This is a genomic window from Balneatrix alpica DSM 16621 (assembly GCF_000619885.1).
In the GTDB taxonomy this organism is placed as follows: domain Bacteria; phylum Pseudomonadota; class Gammaproteobacteria; order Pseudomonadales; family Balneatricaceae; genus Balneatrix; species Balneatrix alpica.
Map to the genome: position 1 here is coordinate 278,173 of NZ_KK211040.1, position 23,050 is coordinate 301,222.

16 protein-coding genes are annotated in these 23,050 nt (G+C 53.2%); 7 read left to right on the top strand and 9 right to left on the bottom strand.

All coding sequences use genetic code 11. The features are described 5' to 3' along the window. Window positions 1–81: 81 nt before the first annotated feature. The 6 genes from Q334_RS0114090 to Q334_RS0114115 all read left to right on the top strand — a co-directional run bounded on the left by Q334_RS0114090 (window position 82) and on the right by Q334_RS0114115 (window position 9,372). A complete protein-coding gene (locus tag Q334_RS0114090) occupies window positions 82–1,500 on the top strand; it encodes an acetyl-CoA carboxylase biotin carboxylase subunit (RefSeq protein WP_027313770.1) in 1,419 nt (472 codons plus the stop codon). A 27-nt stretch (window positions 1,501–1,527) separates the two neighbouring features. Next, a complete protein-coding gene (gene oadA, locus Q334_RS0114095; RefSeq protein ID WP_027313771.1) occupies window positions 1,528–3,321 on the top strand; it encodes a sodium-extruding oxaloacetate decarboxylase subunit alpha in 1,794 nt (597 codons plus the stop codon). A 387-nt stretch (window positions 3,322–3,708) separates the two neighbouring features. After that, a complete protein-coding gene (locus tag Q334_RS0114100; RefSeq protein ID WP_027313772.1) occupies window positions 3,709–4,899 on the top strand; it encodes a thiamine pyrophosphate-dependent dehydrogenase E1 component subunit alpha in 1,191 nt (396 codons plus the stop codon). After that, window positions 4,892–5,869 carry an alpha-ketoacid dehydrogenase subunit beta gene (locus Q334_RS0114105; protein ID WP_027313773.1) on the top strand — a complete coding sequence of 326 codons (978 nt, stop codon included), beginning with the start codon at window positions 4,892–4,894 and terminating at the stop codon, window positions 5,867–5,869. The genes Q334_RS0114100 and Q334_RS0114105 overlap by 8 nt, the downstream gene beginning before the upstream one ends. A gap of 9 nt (window positions 5,870–5,878) precedes the next feature. Next, window positions 5,879–7,456, top strand: coding sequence for a dihydrolipoyllysine-residue acetyltransferase (locus tag Q334_RS0114110; RefSeq protein ID WP_027313774.1), 1,578 nt, complete (start codon window positions 5,879–5,881; stop codon window positions 7,454–7,456). A 71-nt stretch (window positions 7,457–7,527) separates the two neighbouring features. Continuing rightward, window positions 7,528–9,372 (top strand): protein kinase domain-containing protein, encoded by a 1,845-nt coding sequence (locus Q334_RS0114115; protein ID WP_027313775.1) that lies wholly within the window; start codon window positions 7,528–7,530, stop codon window positions 9,370–9,372. 31 nt (window positions 9,373–9,403) lie between these two features. On the opposite strand, the gene metE is transcribed toward Q334_RS0114115, so the two are convergent. After that, entirely contained in the window at window positions 9,404–11,755 is a 2,352-nt protein-coding gene (gene metE, locus Q334_RS0114120) for a 5-methyltetrahydropteroyltriglutamate--homocysteine S-methyltransferase (protein WP_027313776.1), read from the bottom strand. A gap of 233 nt (window positions 11,756–11,988) precedes the next feature. On the opposite strand from metE, the gene Q334_RS0114125 reads away from it, so the two are divergent. Continuing rightward, window positions 11,989–12,498 carry a hypothetical protein gene (locus Q334_RS0114125; RefSeq protein WP_027313777.1) on the top strand — a complete coding sequence of 170 codons (510 nt, stop codon included), beginning with the start codon at window positions 11,989–11,991 and terminating at the stop codon, window positions 12,496–12,498. On the opposite strand, the gene Q334_RS0114130 is transcribed toward Q334_RS0114125, so the two are convergent. From Q334_RS0114130 to murC, 8 genes are all read right to left on the bottom strand, one after another. Then, window positions 12,488–13,372: a DMT family transporter gene (locus Q334_RS0114130; protein WP_027313778.1), complete on the bottom strand. Its 885-nt coding sequence runs from the start codon at window positions 13,370–13,372 to the stop codon at window positions 12,488–12,490. The two genes, Q334_RS0114125 and Q334_RS0114130, sit on opposite strands and share 11 nt — an antisense overlap. Window positions 13,373–13,450: 78 nt before the next feature. Next, window positions 13,451–16,195 carry a preprotein translocase subunit SecA gene (secA, locus tag Q334_RS0114135; RefSeq protein WP_027313779.1) on the bottom strand — a complete coding sequence of 915 codons (2,745 nt, stop codon included), beginning with the start codon at window positions 16,193–16,195 and terminating at the stop codon, window positions 13,451–13,453. A 145-nt stretch (window positions 16,196–16,340) separates the two neighbouring features. Beyond that, window positions 16,341–17,252, bottom strand: a complete 912-nt coding sequence (gene lpxC / locus Q334_RS0114140; RefSeq protein ID WP_027313780.1) for a UDP-3-O-acyl-N-acetylglucosamine deacetylase — start codon at window positions 17,250–17,252, stop codon at window positions 16,341–16,343. Window positions 17,253–17,327: 75 nt separating this feature from the next. After that, window positions 17,328–18,506: a cell division protein FtsZ gene (gene ftsZ, locus Q334_RS0114145; protein WP_027313781.1), complete on the bottom strand. Its 1,179-nt coding sequence runs from the start codon at window positions 18,504–18,506 to the stop codon at window positions 17,328–17,330. A gap of 58 nt (window positions 18,507–18,564) precedes the next feature. Continuing rightward, window positions 18,565–19,818 (bottom strand): cell division protein FtsA, encoded by a 1,254-nt coding sequence (gene ftsA, locus Q334_RS0114150; protein ID WP_027313782.1) that lies wholly within the window; start codon window positions 19,816–19,818, stop codon window positions 18,565–18,567. A gap of 43 nt (window positions 19,819–19,861) precedes the next feature. Beyond that, on the bottom strand, window positions 19,862–20,644 hold the full coding sequence (locus tag Q334_RS0114155; RefSeq protein ID WP_051527823.1) for a cell division protein FtsQ/DivIB: 783 nt from the start codon (window positions 20,642–20,644) through the stop codon (window positions 19,862–19,864). A gap of 70 nt (window positions 20,645–20,714) precedes the next feature. Next, complete coding sequence (locus tag Q334_RS0114160; RefSeq protein ID WP_027313784.1) at window positions 20,715–21,653, bottom strand: D-alanine--D-alanine ligase; 939 nt, start codon at window positions 21,651–21,653, stop codon at window positions 20,715–20,717. Further along, window positions 21,653–23,047, bottom strand: a complete 1,395-nt coding sequence (gene murC, locus Q334_RS0114165; RefSeq protein WP_051527863.1) for a UDP-N-acetylmuramate--L-alanine ligase — start codon at window positions 23,045–23,047, stop codon at window positions 21,653–21,655. Before murC ends, Q334_RS0114160 begins: the two co-directional genes overlap by 1 nt. Window positions 23,048–23,050: the final 3 nt, after the last annotated feature.

Below are 23,050 nucleotides of genomic sequence, written 5' to 3' on the forward strand. Positions count from 1 at the left end.
TAAAACGCTAGCCTAGCCTGTAGTCCCAAAAGGACTATTTGGTCCAACCCTTTAAACCCACGACAAGGTCAGGTGAACAAGGTGATCAAGAAAATTCTTATCGCCAACCGGGGAGAAATTGCCGTACGCATCGTACGAGCATGCCAGGAAATGGGCATCCGGGCGGTTGCAATCTATTCGGAGGCAGACCGCTTTGCGTTACATGTCAAAAAGGCGGATGAGGCTTACTGCATTGGGGCTGATCCCCTGTCCGGCTATCTCAACCCCCATCATATCGTCAACCTTGCCGTAGAAACCGGCTGCGATGCTTTGCATCCCGGTTACGGCTTCCTTTCTGAAAACCCCGAGCTGGCGGCAATCTGTGCCCAGCGCGGGATTCGCTTTATCGGCCCCAAACCAGAAGTCATCAAGGCAATGGGGGATAAAACCGAAGCCCGTACCAGCATGATTAAGGCTGGCGTGCCCGTTACCCCTGGCAGCCAAGGCAACCTCAAAGATTTAGAGGATGCCCTGCAGCAAGCCGCCGTAATTGGTTACCCCATTATGCTGAAAGCCACCTCCGGTGGCGGGGGCCGCGGGATTCGTCGCTGCAATTCCGAAGACGAATTACGCCAGAATTATGAACGGGTTATTTCCGAAGCAACCAAGGCCTTCGGTAGTGCTGAGGTGTTTTTAGAGAAGTGTATTGTGAATCCGCGCCATATTGAGGTGCAGATTCTGGCGGACTCTTTTGGCAATACCGTTCACCTCTATGAGCGCGACTGCTCCATTCAGCGCCGCAACCAAAAGCTGATCGAGCTCGCCCCCTCCCCCCAACTCAATGATGCTCAGCGCGACTATGTCGGCAGCCTGGCTGTCAAAGCGGCACAAGCGGTGAACTATGAAAATGCGGGAACCGTCGAATTTCTGTTGGACGACCAAGACAACTTTTACTTTATGGAAATGAACACCCGGGTGCAGGTGGAACACACCATCACCGAAGAAATCACCGGGATCGACATTGTCCAGACCCAAATCAAAATTGCCGCTGGCCAACCACTACCCTTCAAGCAAGAGGACATTAGCTACCGGGGCTTCGCGGCACAGTTTCGCATCAATGCGGAAGACCCCAAGAACGGCTTTTTACCCAGCTTTGGCCGGGTGAGCCGCTACTATTCTGCCGGCGGGCCCGGTGTACGTACCGATGCCGCCATCTATACCGGCTATAGCATCCCCCCCTACTACGACTCCATGTGTGCCAAGTTAGTCGTCTGGGCACTCACCTGGGAAGACCTAATCGCCAGAGGTCAGCGAGCCTTGAACGATATGCAGATTTTCGGGATCACCACCACGATTCCCTACTATCAGCGCATTCTCGCTCATCCGGATTTTCAAGCCGCCACCTTTAACACCGGCTTTGTAGAAGCACATCCGGAGCTGATCCATTACTCCGTTAAACGCCGTCCCGAATCCCTGGTGGCCGCTATTGCAGCCAGTATTGCCGCCCAGGCCGGGCTCTAACGATTAGGCTTTTTTGAGGAAACCGACATGGCGAAAAAAATTCATATTACTGACGTCGTCCTGCGTGATGGCCACCAGTCTCTGATTGCTACCCGTTTACGCACCGAAGATATGCTGCCCATCTGCGCCAAATTGGATCAGGTAGGTTATTGGTCACTAGAAGCCTGGGGCGGTGCCACCTTTGATGCCTGCGTGCGCTTCCTGCGGGAAGACCCATGGGAGCGCCTGGCCAAGCTGCGCGAAGCCCTGCCCAACACCCGTCTGCAAATGCTGCTGCGCGGGCAAAACCTGCTCGGCTATCGCCACTATTCTGACGATGTTGTTCGCGCCTTTGTTCAGCGTGCAGCCGCTAATGGGATGGATGTATTCCGCATTTTTGATGCCCTCAATGATGTGCGCAACCTGCGCACCGCAATCGAGGCGACCAAAGCAGCGGGCAAACATGCACAGGGTACCCTGTGCTACACCACCAGCCCGGTGCATACACTGGATGCCTATGTCCAACTGGCCAAAGAGTTGGAAGCTATGGGAGCTGATTCCATCGCCATCAAGGATATGGCCGGCCTGCTCACACCGCAGGCCACCTCCGACTTGGTCAAAGCCCTGAAAGATCAGATTAGCTTGCCGCTGTTCCTGCACTCACATGCCACCTCCGGCATGGCCAACATGTGCCAACTCAAAGCCGTAGAGCAGGGCTGTGATCATATTGATACCTGTATCTCCTCCTTCTCTGGCGGCACCAGCCACCCCCCCACTGAGTCAATGGTCGCCACACTGGAGGCTGCCGGCTATGAAACCGGGTTGGACCTCAGCCTCCTGCAGGAAATCAGCCAGTATTTCCGTGAAATCCGGAAGAAATACCATCAATTCGAAAGCGAATTTAATGATGTCGATACCCAGGTACTGATTAACCAGGTACCAGGGGGGATGATGTCGAACCTAGCCAACCAACTGCGTGAACAGGGGGCGCTGGAGCGTATTCAGGATGTCTTCCAGGAGATTCCCAAAGTACGGGCCGACCTTGGCTTCCCTCCGCTGGTCACCCCCACTTCACAGATTGTCGGCACCCAGGCAGTCATGAATGTCATCACCGGCAAGCGTTATGAAAACATCACTAATGAAGTGAAGCGCTACCTGCAAGGCTGGTATGGCAAAGCACCGGCGGAAGTAAATGCCAACCTGCGCCGTCAAGCAGTCGGGGATGAAGAGCTGATCGATTGCCGCCCTGCCGACTTATTGCCTGCTGAGCTGGATAAACTCCGGGCTGACATCGGCAGCCTGGCCGTCAATGAAGAAGACGTGTTGACCTATGCCATGTTCCCCGATGTTGCCCGGGTCTACCTGCAAGAACGCGCTGACGGCACCTTAAAGCCCGAACCGTTGCTGCCTAAGGCTGCCAGCAAAAACCAGGGCAGTGTCCCCACCTCTTTCAAAGTAACCCTGCACGGCGAAACCTACGATATCCAAATCACCGGTGCCGGCCCCACCGATAACCAGGAGCGTAACTTCTACCTGACGATTGATGGCGTACCGGAAGAAGTGCATCTGGAAACCCAGGGTGAGTACAGTGGCCAGCATTCCAGTGGCCGGCAGAAGGCGACCCATGAGGGCCAAGTTACTACCTCCATGCCTGGCAACATCGTTGAGGTATTGGTGCAAGAAGGCAGCAGTGTCAGTGCCGGAAACCCCGTCTTGATCATTGAAGCAATGAAGATGGAAACAGAAGTGAAAGCACCGATATCCGGCAAGGTTGTGGGTGTCTTTATTAAGAAGGGTGACCGCGTCACTCCAGGAGAAGTCCTGGTCGAAATCCAGGCTTAATCCCCACAGAGGCAGCTACGGCTGCCTCTTGCCCTTCCAAGAGAGAATACACGCTCCTTTCTCCTTTCCATGGCCTGGTGATTCCACCTCTTTACCCCCAACAAAAGAATAATCCCAGCAGGTTTACTTTTACGTAAACGTTGAATATATTCGATCAAAATCTAGACGCCCCTGTATTAGACCCAACAGAAAACGCCTTGCAGCGAGTCGAAGTTAGGCCTAAATACAGGATGAGCTCAGACAATCTTGGCTAAAGTCAGGCATTCCCCGGCTTTCAAGGCAGCAGGCCTGACACAATCAGTACCCCGCTGCGCAGCTCTACCCGAGTGGCCCCAGGATTGGTTCTGACACAATCGGAATGGCACCATAACAACAAAAAGGTGGCTTATGAGCGATATCAGGCAAACCGAGGCACAGGTCTGTCATCAGCCCGTGTTTACCGACGGCAAAGACCTGCAGATCCCGACCCTCAAAATTCTGCAACAGGATGGCACCCTCTACGAGGGCGCGACCTTACCCACTATCGACCAACAACTGGCGTTGAAAATATACAACACCTTCCTGTTTATCCGAGCCCTGGATGAGCGCATGCTTGCCGCCCAGCGTCAGGGCCGCATCAGTTTCTACATGACGGAAACGGGCGAAGAGGCCGCCGACATCGGCAGCACTGCCGCGTTGGATGATGAAGACATGATTATGGCCCAGTACCGTGAACAGGGTGCGCTGGCCTTTCGTGGCTTCTCACTGGAAGACTTTATGAACCAGATGTTTTCCAACGAGCGCGACCTGGGCAAGGGCCGTCAAATGCCGATTCACTACGGCAGCCAAGCCCTGCACTACCTGACTATTTCATCTCCCCTGGGTACGCAAATCCCCCAGGCAACCGGCTATGCCTACGGCCTGAAGGTGCAGCAGAAAGCCAACTGCGTCATCTGCTACTTTGGCGAAGGTGCCGCCTCCGAGGGGGATTTCCACGCGGCACTCAACATGGCAGGGGTCTTTAAGGTTCCGGTTATCTTCTTCTGCCGCAACAATGGTTACGCCATTTCCACCCCCGCCCATGAACAGTTCGCTGGCGATGGTATCGCTCCCCGTGGCATTGCTTACGGCCTTAAGACCATCCGCGTCGATGGCAATGATGTCCTGGCGGTATTAAAAGCCACTCAGGAAGCCCGCCGCCTGGCGGTGGAAGAACACCAACCGGTGCTGATTGAAGCCATGACGTACCGCCTGGGCGCTCACTCCAGCTCGGACGACCCCAGCGGCTATCGCAGCCGTAAAGAGGAAGAGCTGTGGCGCCAGAAAGACCCGGTTGCCCGCTTTAAGAACTGGTTGATATTGCAAGGTTGGTGGGATGAGGAACAAGAGACCAGCCGTCGTGAACAACACCGTAAAGCGGTGATGGAGGCGATGAAAGCAGCGGAGAAAATCCCAGCTCCCACGCTGCAAGACCTGTTCAACGATGTCTATGATCAATTGCCATGGAATCTCCAGGAGCAACGGGCTCAATTACTCGAGCACATTGCCAAATATCCTGATGCGTACAAGAAAACGGCCTGGAGACTAAACCATGAGTGAGATGAACCTACTCCAGGCGATTAACTCCGCCCTGGACCTATCCATGCAAAAAGACGACCGAGTCATCTGCTTCGGTGAAGATGTGGGTCACTTTGGCGGAGTGTTCCGTGCCACCAGCCATCTGCAAGAACGTTACGGCAAAGCACGCTGTTTTAACACTCCGCTGACGGAGCAGGGCATTATCGGTTTTGCCAACGGTTTGGCGGTACAGGGCATGGTACCCGTTGCCGAGATCCAGTTTGCCGATTACATCTTTCCTGCCTTCGATCAGATCGTGAACGAGTCGGCCAAGTACCGTTATCGCTCTGGCAATCAGTTTAATGTGGGCAGCCTGACTATCCGTACTCCCTATGGTGGTGGCATCAATGGTGGCCTCTATCACTCCCAATCCCCGGAGGCCTATTTCACCCACACTCCAGGCTTAAAAGTGGTAGTACCACGCAACCCCTATCAAGCCAAAGGCCTGTTACTGGCGGCGATTCGCGACCCCAACCCGGTACTGTTCTTCGAGCCGAAAAAGCTCTATCGTGCCGCCATCGGCGAGGTGCCCGAGGGCGAGTACGAGCTACCGCTGGGTAAAGCCGATATCGTCCAGGAAGGCACAGACATCACCCTGGTTGCCTGGGGTGCTCAGGTTGAAGCGATTGAAAAGGCCGCCGCCCTGGCAGCCGAGCAGGGCATCTCCTGTGAGATTATTGACCTGCGCTCCTTGCTGCCCTGGGACGTTCATACCCTGGAAGCTTCGGTGAAAAAGACCGGTCGATTGCTGATCAACCATGAAGCTCCGCTGACCTGTGGCTTTGGCGCAGAAATCGCCGCCACCATCCAGGAGCGTTGTTTCCTCTATCTGGAATCTCCCATCTGTCGCGTAACCGGGTTGGATACTCCCTTCCCCCTCGCGCTCGAGAAGGAGTACATGCCTGATCACCTCAAAACCTTTGAGGCCATCAAACGCTGCGTCAATTTCTAGGAGAGGGTCATGCAAATCGATTTTATTCTGCCGGATATTGGCGAAGGCATTGTCGAGTGTGAACTGGTCGAGTGGCTGGTGAAAGAAGGCGATCAGATCGTTGAAGATCAGCCCGTCGCCGATGTGATGACCGATAAGGCCTTGGTACAGATTCCCGCCATGCATTCTGGCAAGGTCACCAAGCTTTATTACCAGCAAGGGGAAATTGCCAAGGTGCATACCCCGCTGTTTGCACTGTTACCAGAAGGGGCCAGTGAGCCCCTGAAAGAGGCCGTCAGCACTGCAGTGGTAGCGCCTCCAGTAGCCAGCAGTGAGGCCCAGGGCAGCCAGCTCAAGGACTTTATCCTGCCCGATATTGGTGAAGGGATCGTTGAGTGTGAACTGGTGGAGTGGCTCGTCAAAGAAGGTGACTGGGTCGAAGAAGACCAACCCGTTGCCGATGTGATGACCGACAAAGCACTGGTACAGATTCCCTCGATGGATAGCGGTCGCATCCATAAGCTCTACTATCGTCAAGGCGAGATCGCCAAAGTACATAGCCCGCTGTTTGCGATTGAGGTCGCCACGGAAGCAACATCCTCAACCCATAGCACCACTCCGGCTGCAACAAGTCCAAATCAGCCCCAGGCCAGTCACCATCCTGTTGCGGCCAATGCTCAACCGAGCCTTGCCCGTCCCGGCAAAGCCCTGGCTAGCCCCGCTGTGCGCCGCCTGGCCCGCGAGCATAACCTTGACCTCAGCCAAATCCCCGGCAGCGGCAAGGATGGACGGGTATTAAAAGAAGACATCCTGCAATGGCAACAAGGCCAACAGCAGAGCAAGAGCTGTCCCGCGAAAGCGCCCTCCCCTGCCCTGAGTGCGGTATCAAACAGCAACACGGCAGGGGATCGGGTTGAGCCGATTCGGGGTATCCGTGCCGCCATGGCTCGGCAGATGGTGGACTCCGTCTCCACCATTCCACACTTCACCTATGCGGAAGAAATTGATGTCACCGCCCTGGATGCGTTGCGTCAACAACTCAAAGGCCGTTTTGCCGAAGCCGGCTTAAAGCTGACCGCCATGCCCCTGATTATGAAGGCAATGGCGCTGGCTATTCGCGATTTCCCGGTCTTGAATGCCCGGGTCAACGACGACTGCACCGAACTGACCTACCTTGACAGCATTAACATTGGCATGGCGGTCGACACCCCCATCGGCTTGCTCGTCCCCAATGTCAAACGGGTGCAGGACAAGAGCCTGAAGGAAGTCACCGCCGAGGTTAACCGCCTGACCGAAAGCGCCCGTGCCGGTCGTGTCAGTCCGGAGGATCTCAAAGGTGGCACCATCAGCATTTCCAATATCGGCGCACTCGGTGGCACCGTCGCCACGCCGATTATCAACAAACCGGAAGTGGCCATCGTTGCCCTTGGTAAAATCCAGACACTGCCGCGCTTTAACAGTGCAGGCCAAGTAGAAGCACGCAAGATTATGCAGGTTTCCTGGTCTGGTGATCACCGGGTGATTGATGGCGGCACCATTGCCCGCTTCTGCAATCAATGGAAAACCTATCTGGAAGACCCGGTTTCCATGTTAAGCGAGCTGCGCTAAGGTGACGGGGGCAGCCTTGCCTGCCCCCTCATTCCCGCCCAGCCTCCGGCCCAAAGTGAGTGGCGCCACCCATGCAAACGCCCCATCCCCCCTCGTTACGCCAGTTTTATATCAACGAGGAGCAGTCCATCTACCTGATGAGTCATCAGGATGCCCAGAAAATCAAAGACTGGGTCAATCTCTGTCAGCAACAGCTGGAACAGTTAGGCTTTGCCCAGATCGAGTTTATTGGCAAGGGGGCTTATGGCTTCGTCTTTGGTGGCGAAGATGCCGACCGTAATCAGTTCGTCTTTAAGTTTTCCCGTATCAACCTGCCCCAGCATGTGCAGGACCGCCTGGAGGAAGAAGCCTGGATGCAAAGCCAGGTGATTCACCCGCAAATTCCGGCGGTAAGCGAATACACCAAAATCAAAAAACAATCGGTATTAATGATGGAGCGGGCGAAAGGTGTCGACCTGGAGCGTTACTCGCTGCGCTATGGCCGCTTAAGCCCCCGCCTGATTATCAAAATTGCTGCTCAGTTGGTGGATGTTTTGCAGGTGCTACGCCAATTTCGCCAGGACGGCGAGCCGGCCCCCATTGTTCACGGCGATATCAAACCCTCCAATATTGTCTTCGACCCCAGTAGCGAAACCATCAAGCTGATCGACTGGGGCTCCAGTGTCTTTGCTCAGCTCGATGCCCAAGGGCAGGCCGTGGGGCAAGGCAGCCTGGGTATGCTGGGGCAAGAGTTGCAGTACACCAATGCCAAACTGGGGGATGTGTACTTTATTGGTGATGAACAACTCAATGGCGGGCTCAGTTCGCCCCGCTTTGATGAGCAGGGAGCCGCGGCCACTCTCTATGCTTTGGCCTCGGGCCAATCCTGCCGCTATGGCTTCCGTGCCATTCCAGCCACCTCCCTGGGTTTGCCGATGGAGTTTGCCCGCACCCTGCAAAGGATGTTGGCCGGCGACCCTCAACAGCGGCGCCAAGCGGGTGACTACCTGTTTAGTCAGATGAAATACATGCGCCAACTGGTTTTGCCAGAACTGCCCCAGGCAGAGGAAAAAGCCCCTATTCCTATTTGGACTTTTGAGCTGGAACACGAAATCGATACGGTGGTTTACAGCTCCCGCAAAAGCTTCCTGCGTGAAGAAAACGCTGATCACTATCTGATTGATGTCAAAGATGTAGAGCTCGAGAAGTACTACAAAAACTTTATGCACGGCATGGGAGATACCGAACGGGCCTTTCTCGCTGCTGTCAGTCGCTTGGGCAAGTACCCCATTGTTGGTGGTTTGGCAGTACGTTGGGAGGCTGGCGGGGTGTTTATTGACTCCAGTCTTAACCTGCACAATCGGGAACTACGCCAGCCCTTTCTGATGGCAGTCAATAATATGGTCACCCTGGCACGTGCCATCCACCGGGTGGGGGTATTTAAGTGCTGCATGTTTAATGCGCGGGTCACTCTGCACCTGGAGCGCAGTGATGAACAGCAACCCTTTATTCCACCGCCTACCCTGCGAATTCCCTATGAGGTACACACTACCCCTCAGATCGAAGATAAAAGCCGTAACCACTCCTACTTTGAGGATGGCCAGGACCCGGATGAATTTTTACAGCTGCCGGCGGCAATTATGGATGAAATTGTCTACCTCAATGAGATTCGGCATACCGGGCTACTGATCTTTGAAGCCTTGCCCACTCACCTCAAAATTCACAGCTACTATGTACTGCTTGATCCCAGTAAGGAGGCTGAGTTTGCCGGAGCCTTGCAACGCATTCTTGCCGCTGTGCCCCAAATTCGTGGTTTAGGAGTATCCGGCTTTATGAAGATGCCCTATAAAAACACCCGCCAGTTTGAGCATATTGATGCCCTGCCGGAGCGCTATTATCCCCGCAACCCCAAAGCCGTATTGCGGCAACCGGAGTAGAGGCAGGTAAGACACCTGCCCCTTGCCTCAATCAAGCCGCTTGATTAGCCAACTCTTCACGTAATTGATGGGCAGCCTGCACCATGGCACGCAAGGCTGCTTCTGTCTCCGGCCAAGCACGGGTTTTCAAACCACAGTCAGGGTTGATCCACAGGCGCTGCCAGGGCAAGTGCTCCCCAGCTTTACGCATCAGCTTCACCATCTGCTCAACCTGCGGCACATTGGGACTATGGATGTCATATACCCCTGGGCCAATTTCGTTGGGGTAGGCAAAATTCACAAAGGCATCCAACAGCTCCATAGCCGACCGAGAAGTCTCGATGGTAATCACATCGGCATCCATCGCTGCAATGGATTCAATGATGTCGTTAAATTCGGCATAGCACATGTGCGTATGAATCTGGGTATCATTGGCCACCCCTGCAGCACTGATACGGAAGGCACTCACCGCCCAGTCCAGGTACGCTTGCCAATCCTGACGCCGTAGCGGCAGCCCTTCACGAATCGCCGGCTCGTCAATCTGAATCACCTTAATCCCAGCCTGCTCCAGATCCAGTACCTCATCCCGCAATGCATAGGCAATCTGCAAACAAGTCTGCTCAAGAGGTTGATCATCCCGAACGAAGGACCACTTCAGCATCGTGACCGGCCCGGTCAGCATCCCCTTAACCGGTTTGGTGGTGAGGGACTGAGCATAGCGACTCCAGGCCACTGTCATCGCAGCGGGACGGCTCACATCGCCATAGATCAACGGTGGCTTGACGCAGCGGGAACCATAGGACTGCACCCAACCGAAGCGGCTAAAGGCGTAGCCCTGCAGATATTCACCAAAGTACTCCACCATGTCGTTACGCTCGGCTTCACCATGAACCAAAACGTCCAGGCCATAGTCCAATTGCTGCTTGATGCAGTAACGAATTTCTTCCTCCATCTGCACCTGATAGGCCGCATCCGCTAATTCACCTTGGCGCCATGCCTGACGCGCCTGACGAATTGCACTGGTCTGAGGGAAAGAGCCAATAGTGGTAGTAGGTAATAAGGGCAACTGCAGATGCGCTGCCTGAGCTTTCGCACGCTCAGGATAGGCAGCCTGGCGTTGCTCATCACTGGGCTGACGTGCAGCCAGACGTTGCTTAACGCGGGCATCGTGAATCAATGGCGAAACCTGACGTGCCTGAGCCGCTTGCTGAGATGCCGCCAACGCCGAGGCGACTTCATCCTCCTGACCATTCAACGCCCTGGTTAACACCGCAATTTCCACTAGTCGCTGCTTGGCAAAGGCCAACCACTGCTTAAGCTCGGCTTGCAGCTGATCCTCTTGTTCTAAGTCCACCGGTACGTGTAGCAGTGAGCAGCTGGATGACAGCCACAGACGCTGGCCAAGCTGCTGCGCCAAGGGCCGCAACCACTGTAAAGGCTCCACTAACGGCGTACGCCAGACATTGCGTCCGTCCACGATGCCTACGGACAGGATCTTCTCGTTATCCAGCAATGGCAGTAAGGCCGTCACCTCTTCGCCAGCACGCACAGCGTCCACATGCAACCCCGCCACGGGTAAGCTGGCAAAAGTAGCTAGGTTGCTATCTAAACGACCGAAGTAATTGGCTAGCAAAATTTTAAGCGGCACTGCGGCTAAGCGCTGGTACACCGACTGCGCTGCCTGTTGCCAACTGGCCGGTAAATCCAAGCTAAAAACGGGCTCATCCAACTGCAGCCATTCGACACCTTGCGCAGCCAGCTGAGTTAGCAACTGCTGATACTGTGCCAGCAGCCCATCCAGCAGAGTCAGCTTGGCTTCCTGTTCTAGCTGTGGCTGTGCCGTCGTCTGTCCACTACAGCAGCCAGTTTGCGCGGCTGAGCCCCGCAACTTAGCCAGCCATAGGAAAGTTAAGGGGCCGACTAAAACCGGCTTTACCTTCAGGCCTAATGCTTGTGCCTCAGCCAACTCCGCCAGAATTTTTTGCGGATTCAGCTCAAATTGCTGATCAGCTTCTAACTCAGGTACCAGGTAGTGATAGTTGGTATCAAACCACTTCGTCATTTCCAAGGCAGCAACTGGCTCACCACTGGGGGCACGGCCACGGGCCATGCGGAAGTAGGTATCCAAATCATTGGCATCTTGTTGCTGTGCATCTTTAAAGCGGGCAGGAATCACGCCAAAGAGTACAGCGGTGTCGAGCATATGGTCATAGAAAGAGAAATCATTGACCGCGACATAATCCACCTGTTCAGCCTGCCACTGCCAATGTTTGGCGCGCAGATTGGCAGCCTGCTGCTGTAGGGATTCTGCACTCACCTCACCACGCCAGTAAGACTCCAGGGCAAATTTAAGCTCGCGGCGAATACCAATGCGCGGAAAACCAAAAACATGAGAAATAGCCATACAAACCTCCATATTCATGAGTATCACGAATAATGAGGGCAGCCAATAAATTAGTAAAACTCAATTATTTAAGAACTCGCTTGAAATATTTTAATTAACACAATCACACTTACATGCGAATGAATGGCACAATCCGCCAGGGTCCACCCTGATACCGTCACTTTTATTAACCATCTTCACAGTACAGAAAAACTGACGTAGGCTTGCCCAGTTGGCTAATAAAGGATCTCTCAATGACTAAGGAATTTCCTCTGACCCTATACCGGGTCAGCCCACTTGGCTTGCTGGGCCCCCTGTTACTCAGCCTGGCACTGTTGTTATTAGCATCCTGGTTGCATGACCCCGTAGAAGCAGGGTTACGTGGTTTTTTCGAATGGCTCAAGTCAATGGACTTGATTGCCGAGTTGATCAATCCCGGCTGGGGTAGCTGGCTGGTATGGCTGTTGTATATCCCCCTGCTGTTTGCCCTTAAGCATCTGCTTAATGAGATTGCTTACGCACTGGGCACCCGACTACACCTGGATGGTGATAGCCTCTACATTCATCAAAGCTGGCCTAATAGCGCCCAGGCTTGCATGAAACTTAACCGCATTGAGAGCCTCAGCATCCAAGCGAATGGATTACCACTGAATGTTTGTGCCAACTTGGAAATCATTGGCTTGGGGGGAACCAAGCTACAAGTGCGCAAGCTACAGTATGCCCGTGATCTACTTGGCCAGCTGGGATATCAGGTTAACGAGTAAAGCGCTGCCAGCCTTGGCGTAGATTACGTCCCTTGCTAATTAGCACGCTCGCAAATATTAGCCCACAGCCTAGATACTGCTGTGGGCTGAGCACTTCAGCAAACCATAACGCCGCCAACAAGGTTGTCCATACCGGCTCCAGCGTCATCCAAAGCGCCGCGCTGGACGCACTGGTCAATCCCTGCGCATAAACCTGTAAAAAGAAGCGCAAGCTGGTGGCGATAAAAGCACTCGCCAGCAACCAGCCCAACACATTCCACTCTACTTGTTCAGGCCAGCTCTCTGTCAATGAAGACACTAGCAAAGAGGTAAGCCCCACTCCCAACAACTGGATTGCGGTTAGTGGTAAAGCGTGAATACGACCGCTGGAACGAGACATCAAATTAAAGTGCAGTGCAAACAGCAAGGCCGAGCTCAAAAAGAATATTGAGCCTAACTCCAGGCGCAAGCCATCGCGTAACGACAACGCCGCCAACCCGGCAATCGCAAAAGGCAACGCCAACCACAGACTCAACGGCAGTGGATCTTTGAACAACAGCCGTGCCAGCAAAGGCACCAGAATTGCCCCCAAGCTGGTCAGGAAAGCCCCCTCAGCAAGATACTGACCATAGAACAGGCCCAGTATCCAACAAATCATTGCTACCCCCATTAGCAAGCTGGCCAAACCAGCATGCCGCCACTGGCTAACATCGAGTTGCCTAAAGCGTGCCCCTGCCACAACAGCGATAACCATTCCAGCCAAGATAAAGCGCACGCCGATAAAGAGTAATGGCGGCAACCCCTGCAATGCCTCTTTGGAAAATATCCAGCCGCAGGCGGCAATCACGGTCACCAAGATTAGCAGCGCATCCGCTTTCCCTGACTGTTCTGACATCATCCCCTCCCTGCTGAAAACGGCTATTAACAAAGGCAAAAGCCCCGCAGATGCGGGGCTTTTGTAAACAAACCAGTGTTAGGCTAAACGACCATGACACTGCTTATATTTTTTGCCTGAGCCACAAGGACAAGGCTCATTACGACCCACTTTAGGTTGGTCACGAACAAAAGGATCGGCTCCTTTGTCAGCTTCCTCCCCTTCACCCTTGTCTTCTGCCATTGCTGAGGCTTCGGCATGGGTATAGCTCACACGGGTCTTAGCTTGCTCTTCTCGACGACGCTGCTCAACCGCTTCAGCCTCAGCTGCTGCTTCATCGGCAGTACGTACGCGAACATGAGACAGTACCTTAACAACGTCATGCTTGATGCTGTCCAGCAAGTTCTGGAACAACTCAAAGGATTCCCGCTTATATTCCTGCTTAGGATTCTTTTGCGCATAACCGCGCAGATGAATGCCCATTCGCAGATGATCCATGGTAGCCAGATGCTCTTTCCATAGGGTATCCAGCACCTGCAGCATCACTTGCTTCTCAAAGTTACGCAGTGTGTCGCTACCCACCACCTCTTCTTTGGCCTGATAAGCACCCTCTACTTCACTCAGGATACGCTCACGCAGGTTGTCCTCGTGGAGGGTGTCATCCTCATCCAGCCAGTTTTGCAGGGGTAACTGCACAGCAAACTCTTTCTCCAGCGCCTCTTGCAGACCAGCTACATCCCATTGTTCTTCCAAAGACTGGGGCGGGATGAAGCTATCTATGACTTTCGCCACCACTTCTGCACGAATCGCGCTGATGGTATCGCTGATGGTATCAGCCTCAAGCAACTCATTACGCTGCTGGTAAATCACCCGACGCTGGTCGTTAGCAACATCGTCAAATTCGAGCAACTGCTTACGAATATCGAAGTTACGCCCTTCAACCTTACGTTGAGCTTTCTCAATGGCATTGGTTACCATCTTATGCTCAATGGCTTCACCCTCTTTCATACCAAGGGCAACCATCATGTTCTTCACCCGGTCAGAGGCGAAGATACGCATCAAGTTATCTTCCAAGGATAAATAGAAGCGGGAAGAGCCTGGATCCCCCTGACGACCAGCACGACCACGCAACTGATTATCGATACGACGGGATTCATGACGCTCTGTGGCAATGATATGCAAACCACCAGCAGCCAAAACTTGTTGATGGCGGATTTCCCAAGCAGATTTGATTGCTTCGACCTGTTCGTCTGTCGGGTTCTCCAGCGCAGCCACTTCCGCTTTCCAGTTGCCCCCCAACACGATGTCGGTACCACGCCCCGCCATATTAGTCGCAATGGTAACCGTACCAGGACGACCTGCCTCGGCAATTACCATCGCTTCACGTTCGTGTTGCTTGGCATTAAGAACGTTGTGCTTAATACCTGCTTTATTAAGTAGCTGAGAAACCAGCTCAGAGCTCTCGATCGAGGCAGTCCCAACTAGAACAGGACGCCCCTCTTCGATGCGTCCCTTAATATCTTCAATCACCGCCTGAAACTTTTCTGCCTGGGTCAGATACACCAGATCGTTAAAGTCTTTACGCTGAATGGGGCGGTGAGTGGGAATAACCACCACATCTAGGCCATAGATCTGACGTAGCTCGAACGCTTCCGTATCTGCTGTGCCGGTCATGCCCGACAGTTTTGTGTATAAGCGGAAGTAATTCTGGAAGGTAGTTGATGCCAGAGTTTGGGACTCAGGATTAATCCTCAGCCCTTCCTTCGCTTCAACTGCCTGATGGATCCCCTCTGACCAACGCCGGCCCGGCATGGTGCGGCCAGTGTGTTCATCAACGATAACGACTTCGTTGTCTTTAACGATGTAATCAACGTCACGTTGGAACAGCACATGAGCCTTCAAACCAGCATTAACATAATGCAATAGGCTCAAATGCTGAGTAGCGTAGAGGCTTTCGCCCTCAGGCAACAGTCCCTCATGCGTCAACCACTCTTCCACATACTGATGACCATCTTCTGTCAATTCGACCTGGCGATGTTTCTCTTCAACAGTAAAGTGTCCACCCTGCCCAACAGGCTTGCCTTCTTCATCTAAGGGCTCACGCTTTAACAGCGGGATCAGACGATTGATGGCACGGTACATTTCTGAGCTGTCTTCCGCCATCCCAGAAATGATTAATGGTGTACGGGCCTCGTCGATAAGAATGGAGTCCACTTCATCGACCACGGCAAAATTCAAGCCACGCTGTACTCTGTCGCCTTTACTGAAGGCCATGTTGTCGCGCAGATAGTCGAAGCCAAACTCATTGTTAGTACCGTAGGTAATGTCCGCAGCGTAGGCATCGCGCTTCATTTGCGGATCTTGCCCTGCGACCACCACCCCAACACTCATCCCTAAAAATTCATAAAGGGGCTTCATCCACTCAGCATCACGACGAGCCAAGTAATCATTCACAGTAATGACATGTACCCCTTTACCACTCAGGGCATTAAGGTACACAGGCAAGGTTGCTACCAGCGTTTTACCTTCACCGGTACGCATTTCTGCTACCTTGCCTTCATGCAAGGTAATACCACCAATCAGCTGCACATCGAAGTGACGCATGCCCATCACACGGCTAGAGGCTTCTCGCACCAGTGCAAAGGCTTCGGGCAAGATGCTATCTAAGCTGGCACCCTCACTAATACGCTGGCGCAACTCTGCCGACTTTGCCTGCAGAGCTTGATCGTCCAACTCTTTCAGCGTTTTTTCCAATCCATTGATAGCTGTAACTATCTTTCCCATACGGCGCAATTCACGATCGTTCTTGCTGCCGATTATTTTTCGAATAAGAGAGCCAATCATAAGCCAGTATCGTTACCAAACTTGAACGGGACGTCCGCGACCAGAGCCAGAGGTTATAGCAACTTTTGGCTCACTCATACAGATCCGGACTGGAAACTTGTTACAGAGAGTATAAAGCCGGCACTAGGCCGGCTTTATCACGGATTTACACAGCAACTAGGGGGCTGGCATAAGAGATTGGAGCCTCCTCTGCCTCTTCAAAGGTCACCACTTCCCAGCTGTCACGGTGTTTTAGCAGCTCGCGCAGCAGCATATTGTTGAGGAAATGACCAGATTTATAACCTTTAAACTCCCCAATTAGGCTTTTGCCTAACAGGTATAGATCCCCTACCGCATCAAGGATCTTGTGCTTGACGAATTCATCTTCATAACGCAAGCCACCGTCGTTGACGATGCCATAATCATCAACCACGATGGCATTATCGACACTACCGCCGAGAGCAAGATTTTTAGAGCGCAGATATTCGATATCACGCATAAACCCAAAGGTACGAGCGCGGCTCACCTCTTTCACATAAGAAGTGCTAGAGAAGTCCAGCTCAGCATGGGTGTTTTGCCCACGGAATAGCGGATGGTCAAAATCAATGGTGAAGCTGACTTTAAAGCCATCATAAGGCTCAAAGCTCGCCCATTTATCACCATGCTCAAACACTACCGGTTTTTTAATACGGATAAAGCGCTTAGGCGCCTCTTGTTCTTGAATACCAGCAGACTGGATCAAGAAAACAAAGGGCGCAGCACTACCATCCATAATGGGCACTTCTGCCGCAGACAACTCCACACAGGCGTTATCAATACCCAGTCCGGCAAAAGCAGACATGAGATGTTCAACCGTTGCCACGCGGACACCGTGGTCTACCAAGTTGGTGGAGAGGGTGGTATCACCCACGGTTTCCGCCCAGGCTTTAATATCTACGGCTGGCTCAACGTCTACACGGCGAAAGGTGATGCCACTATCGGCAGGGGCTGGCTTCAGAGTCATGTAAACTTTTTCGCCAGTGTGCAAACCCACACCGGTTGCCCGAATGCTGTTTTTAAGGGTGCGCTGTCTAATCATGCCGAAGCCAGATACCTTAAGCCAAATTTAACATAAGCGAACATTATATCAGGGACAGTCTCTTATGACTATTCCTTAGTCGGCTTGACGACGCAGGAAGGCTGGAATGTCCAGGTATTCCATGCTGTCTTTAGCCGGTGTTTTAGCAGCAGGCTGAGCATCTTTAGCAGGTGCTTGTGCCTGTACAGGCTCACTGCCACGGCGCATTACGGCTGGAATCTCCAGCTGCTCAAAGTTATCAGGACGCTTGGCCTTAGCAGGTGCGCCATTGCCCACCACCTTGATGCTAGCTTCTGCTTTTTGCCCCAACCCAGTAGCAACTACGGTAACTCGCAGTTCGTCAGTCATCTCAGGATCGATAACAGTACCCACAACGATTGTTGCTTCGTCCGAAGCAAACTCTTCCACTGTGTTACCCACCTCGGCAAACTCACCCAAAGCCAAGTCAAGGCCCGCAGTGATATTAACCAGAATGCCTTTCGCACCATGTAGATCGATATCTTCCAGTAACGGGCTGCGAATAGCCGCTTCAGCCGCTTCACGAGCACGGTTCTCGCCACGAGCAGAGCCTGTACCCATCATGGCCATACCCATTTCAGACATCACAGTCTTCACGTCTGCAAAGTCGACGTTAATCATACCGGGACGAATGATCAGGTCCGCAATCCCCTGTACTGCACCTTGCAAAACATCATTCGCAGCAGCAAAGGCGTTAATCAGAGAAACATTCTTACCCAGTACCGGCAGCAGTTTCTCGTTCGGGATAATAATCAAGGAGTCGACATGCTCCTGCAGCTGACGGATCCCCTCAAAAGCGATCTGCATGCGCTTGCGCCCTTCAAAGGGGAAAGGCTTAGTCACCACCGCAACAGTCAGAATACCTAGCTCACGAGCCACTTCAGCGACGACAGGGGCTGCTCCAGTCCCGGTGCCACCGCCCATACCGGCCGTGATAAACACCATATCTGCACCTTGCAGCATCTCTGCAATGCGCTCGCGGTCTTCTAATGCTGCTTCACGCCCAATTTCGGGGTTGGCTCCTGCACCAAGACCTTTGGTGATCTCGCTACCTAGTTGCAGCAAACTACGAGCACCCATATCTTTCAAGGCTTGGGCATCGGTATTGGCACAAATAAACTCAACACCTTCAACGGCGGAATTCACCATATGATTGACGGCATTACCACCGCCGCCACCCACACCGACTACTTTAATCACCGCGTTTTGCGGCACTTTATCTACAAGCTCAAACATGTCCCTCTCCTCTTGCCCCTGTAGGAGCATTCTCTACACGCAAGGCCATTGTTTATTATCAGAAATTTCCCTGTAACCATCTACGCATTTTTTTCATAAAGCCATCCTGCGCTTCACTCTTTCCAGTCATTGTCACCTCGCCCGCTACACGCTCGGCTCGTTCACGTTGACTGTAAAGCAGTAAACCCACTGCGGTTGCATAAATCGGATTCTGGACAATATCCGTCAATCCTTTAACACCCATAGGAGAGGCTAAACGAACAGGCATATGGAAAATTTCTTCCGCCAGCTCAACCACACCTTCCATTTTGGAGGTTCCACCGGTTAACACAATACCAGCGGCGATCAAATCTTCAAAACCACTCTCACGAATTTTATTCTGGATCATTTCAAAGAGTTCGGCATAGCGTGGTTCAACCACTTCTGCCAAAGACTGGCGTGACAAGTCACGGGCAGGCCGGTCCCCAACGCTGGGAACCTTAATCATTTCATTAACACTGGCTAACTTTCCCAGTGCACAGGCATATTTGGTTTTAATTTCTTCCGCGTGTTGCTGGGGAGTGCGCAGTGCCATGGCAATATCATTGGTAACCTGATCACCGCCAATAGGAATAACCGCAGTGTGACGAATAGCACCACCAGTGAAAATAGCCATATCGGAGGTACCCCCTCCAATATCGACCATACACACACCCAGCTCCTTTTCGTCTTCCGTTAATACCGCATAGCTGGAGGCTAATTGCTCCAATACCATCGCATCCACTTCTAAGCCGCATTGTCGGATGCATTTCTCAATATTGTGTGCAGCATTCAAGGCCGCAGTCACCAGATGCACCCGCGCCTCCAGGCGCACTCCTGACATGCCCAATGGATCACGAATACCATCCTGATTATCGATGATATATTCCTGCGGCAGAATGTGCAGAATACGCACCTTTTCCTTATCCAGCTCAGGTACAGCGCGGGCAGCATCAATGACACGCTCAATGTCGCTGCTGATCACTTCACGCTCACGAATCGCAACCATGCCGTGTGAGTTTTGACTGGCGATATGGCTTCCTGCAATCCCTACTGTTACAGAGTGGATTTTACAACCCGCCATCAGTTCCGCTTCTTCAACGGCGCGCTGGATAGAGTGCACAGTGGACTCAATATTCACGACTACCCCACGCTTCATCCCACGCGAGGCATGCGAACCAATTCCTACCACTTCAATCTGACCGTCCGGCATAACCTCGCCGACAATAGCCACTACCTTGGAGGTCCCTATGTCCAGTCCGACGATCATGTTGTTTTCCGTTAAACCGCTCATGCTTGCATCTCTGCCTGTTGTCTGCCTGGCTTCGGCCTAGCTATTAACTTTTGGCTGGCGTCTCAGCTGTTACTGCGGGGGGACGCCAGCGTACTGCCACACCGTTGGTATGGCGCACATCAACCTGTTCTATTTGCGCAACACGCTCTTTCAATACACTTTGGTAAGCACGCATGAAGCGATGCAAGCGCGGTCGCAAGTCTTCACGCCCCATCAATACCCGCAAAGGCTGCTGATCCACACTTAAGCCCAGCGTCCAGGCTCCTCGCTGTTCCAGTACCAGCTCATCCACATTCATCCCCAGCGGCCGTAACTGCTGACTCAGCGAAGAGAAATAACGCATTAACTCGGGCGCCTGCTCTTGCGGCCCAAAGAGTTGAGGTAAGGCTCGAAAAGTCTCATCCTGAACATTGGCAGGAGAAAACACCTCTCCCGCTGGATTCACCAAGCCCTCATCCCCCCAACGGGCAACGGGTAATTGTTCTTCCAAGGTGATAACCACCTCATCAGGCCATACCCGTCGAATTTCAGCACGTTCGACCCAGGGATCAGCCTCCAGCATTTGCTGTAAGCGTTGCAAATCTAAACTGAAGAAGGTGCCCTGCAACTCGGCACGCAATAATGCTGTCAATTCAGGTACATCAATGTACTGAAACTCTCCTTCCAAACTGACCTGGCTAATGGGGCGATCCAGCCAGGGCTTTAATTCCCGGTAGGATACATCAGCCGTCACCACCAGTACGACCAGGGCAAAGCTATTAAAACACCAAGTCAACCAACGCCGCCAGGGCAGCACTCGCTTGGGGCGCTGCACCTTAGGCTGCATACGGGTCGCTCCCCGCGGTTTGCTACTTGCTCTGATACTTTGCCCCCACAGCATAGCTGCCTCCCTGGCCTCAACGCGTTAACGCGGAGGCGAGAATACGGGTCACCAATTGTTCCATACTCATGCCGGCCTCACGCGCCGCCATCGGAACCAGGCTGTGATCCGTCATACCCGGTGCAGTATTGACCTCTAATAGCCAGAATTGACCAGACTCATCCTGCATCAAATCTACCCGTCCCCATCCCTGGCAACCAATGCTTTGATAAGCCTGCCAAACCAGCGCTTTCAGATCTGCGTTTTGCTGTTCAGTCAAGCCAGCGTCAAAATGATAGCGAGTTTCATTACTAATGTATTTGGCATGATAGTCATAAAAACTTACCGCCGGCTGCAACCAGATTGGCGGTAGTACCTGCTGTTCCAGCACCGCCACGGTAAATTCACGCCCCTTGATGTATTTCTCCGCCATCACCATGGAGTCAAGCTCGCAGGCTTGTCGGTATGCCTGCTCAGCCTCAGCGGCAGTATGGGCTATTACCAGCCCCACACTCGAACCCTCATGCACAGGTTTAATCACCACCGGTGCGCCCAGCTGCTCCATCAGCGCTTGCCAATCAGTGTCAGCATTGAGCATTTGCATGGGCGGCGTGGGCAAACCTAACTGAGTCCACACCAGCTTCGTCCGCCACTTATCCATTGCCAGCGCCGAGGCTCCTACACCACTGCCGGTATAGGGTTTATCCAACAGCTGCAAAGCCCCCTGTAGCGTGCCATCTTCGCCACCACGACCATGCAGAATGATAAATGCCGAGTCGAACTCCAAGGCTTCTAATTGACGCAACGGGTTTTGCCCTTGACCACCGAGATCAATACCGAAGGCGTCAAACCCCGCACGCTGCAAAGCAGTCAGTACCGCTGCGCCACTGTTTAATGACACCTCTCGCTCAGCCGAACGACCGCCATAGAGCACGGCAACCCGGCCAGCCTTTTCAATCCACTGCTGCGCTTCCATTAGTTTTGCTCCTTTGCCAAGGCGGCCAGTTGCTGCGCTAAGGCACTGATGTCTCCTGCGCCCTGGGTCATGACCAAATCGCCATCTTTCAACAAGTTGGGTAATACCGCTAAGACTTCCTGGGCATTCTCAACATAGATGGGTTCAACCTGTCCACGCTGACGAATACTGCGACAAAGGCTGCGACTATCCGCCCCCGCAATCGGCTCTTCGCCGGCGGCATAAACCTCCATCAATAGCAGCACATCCACCTCTGAAAGGACTTGTACGAAGTCTTCATACAGATCACGGGTGCGGGTATAGCGATGGGGTTGATACACCATTACCAAGCGGCGATCTGGCCAACCATCACGAAAAGCTTTAATCGTGGCAGCCACTTCACGGGGATGGTGACCATAATCATCCACTACGGTTGCTTTACCCCCGCCCTGCACAGGCAGCTCAGCCAAAATCTGGAAGCGACGCCCTACTCCCTCAAAACGCTGGAGGGCTTCAGCAATCACCGCATCCGCCACCCCTTCGTCCCGTGCAATAGCGATAGTAGCCAAGGCATTCAACACATTGTGACGCCCTGGCAGATTCAAGCTGATTTGCAACGGCGGGTACTGTTTGCTTACCACGGTAAAGCAAGTTTGCAACCCCTGTTGATGGACCTCGACAGCACGCATATCGGCTTCTTCACTGAAACCATAGGTCAACACTGGACGACTGATGCGGGGTAGTAATTCCGCCACCACCGGATCATCAATGCATACCACTGCCAAACCGTAAAACGGCAAATTATGCAGGAAGTCGATAAAGGTTTGCTTGAGCCGATTGAAGTCGCCGCCATAGGTTTCCATATGGTCAGCATCAATGTTGGTAACCACTGCCGTCATCGGCTGCAGATGCAAGAAAGAGGCATCGCTTTCATCCGCCTCCGCCACCAGGTAACGACTCGCCCCCAGTTTGGCATTGGTGCCCGCGCTGGTCAGACGTCCACCGATAACATAGGTTGGATCCAGCCCACCCTGAATCAACACCGAAGCAACCAAACTGGTGGTAGTGGTTTTGCCATGGGTGCCCGCAATCGCAATACCATGACGATAGCGCATCAGCTCCGCCAACATTTCCGCCCGCCGCACGACGGGAATACGCAGTGCCCGCGCCGCCACTAACTCCGGATTATCTTCATGGACAGCCGAAGAGATCACTACGACATCAGCACCTTCCACCTGCTCTGCCGCATGACCAATAAAGATCATGGCGCCCTTTTCCTGGAGGCGCTGAGTGGTCGCGGAGGCTTTGAGATCAGTTCCTGAGATCTGGTAGCCTTGGTTAAGCAACACCTCTGCGATGCCGCACATGCCAACCCCACCAATTCCCAGAAAGTGGATGCGTTTAATACGACGCATTTC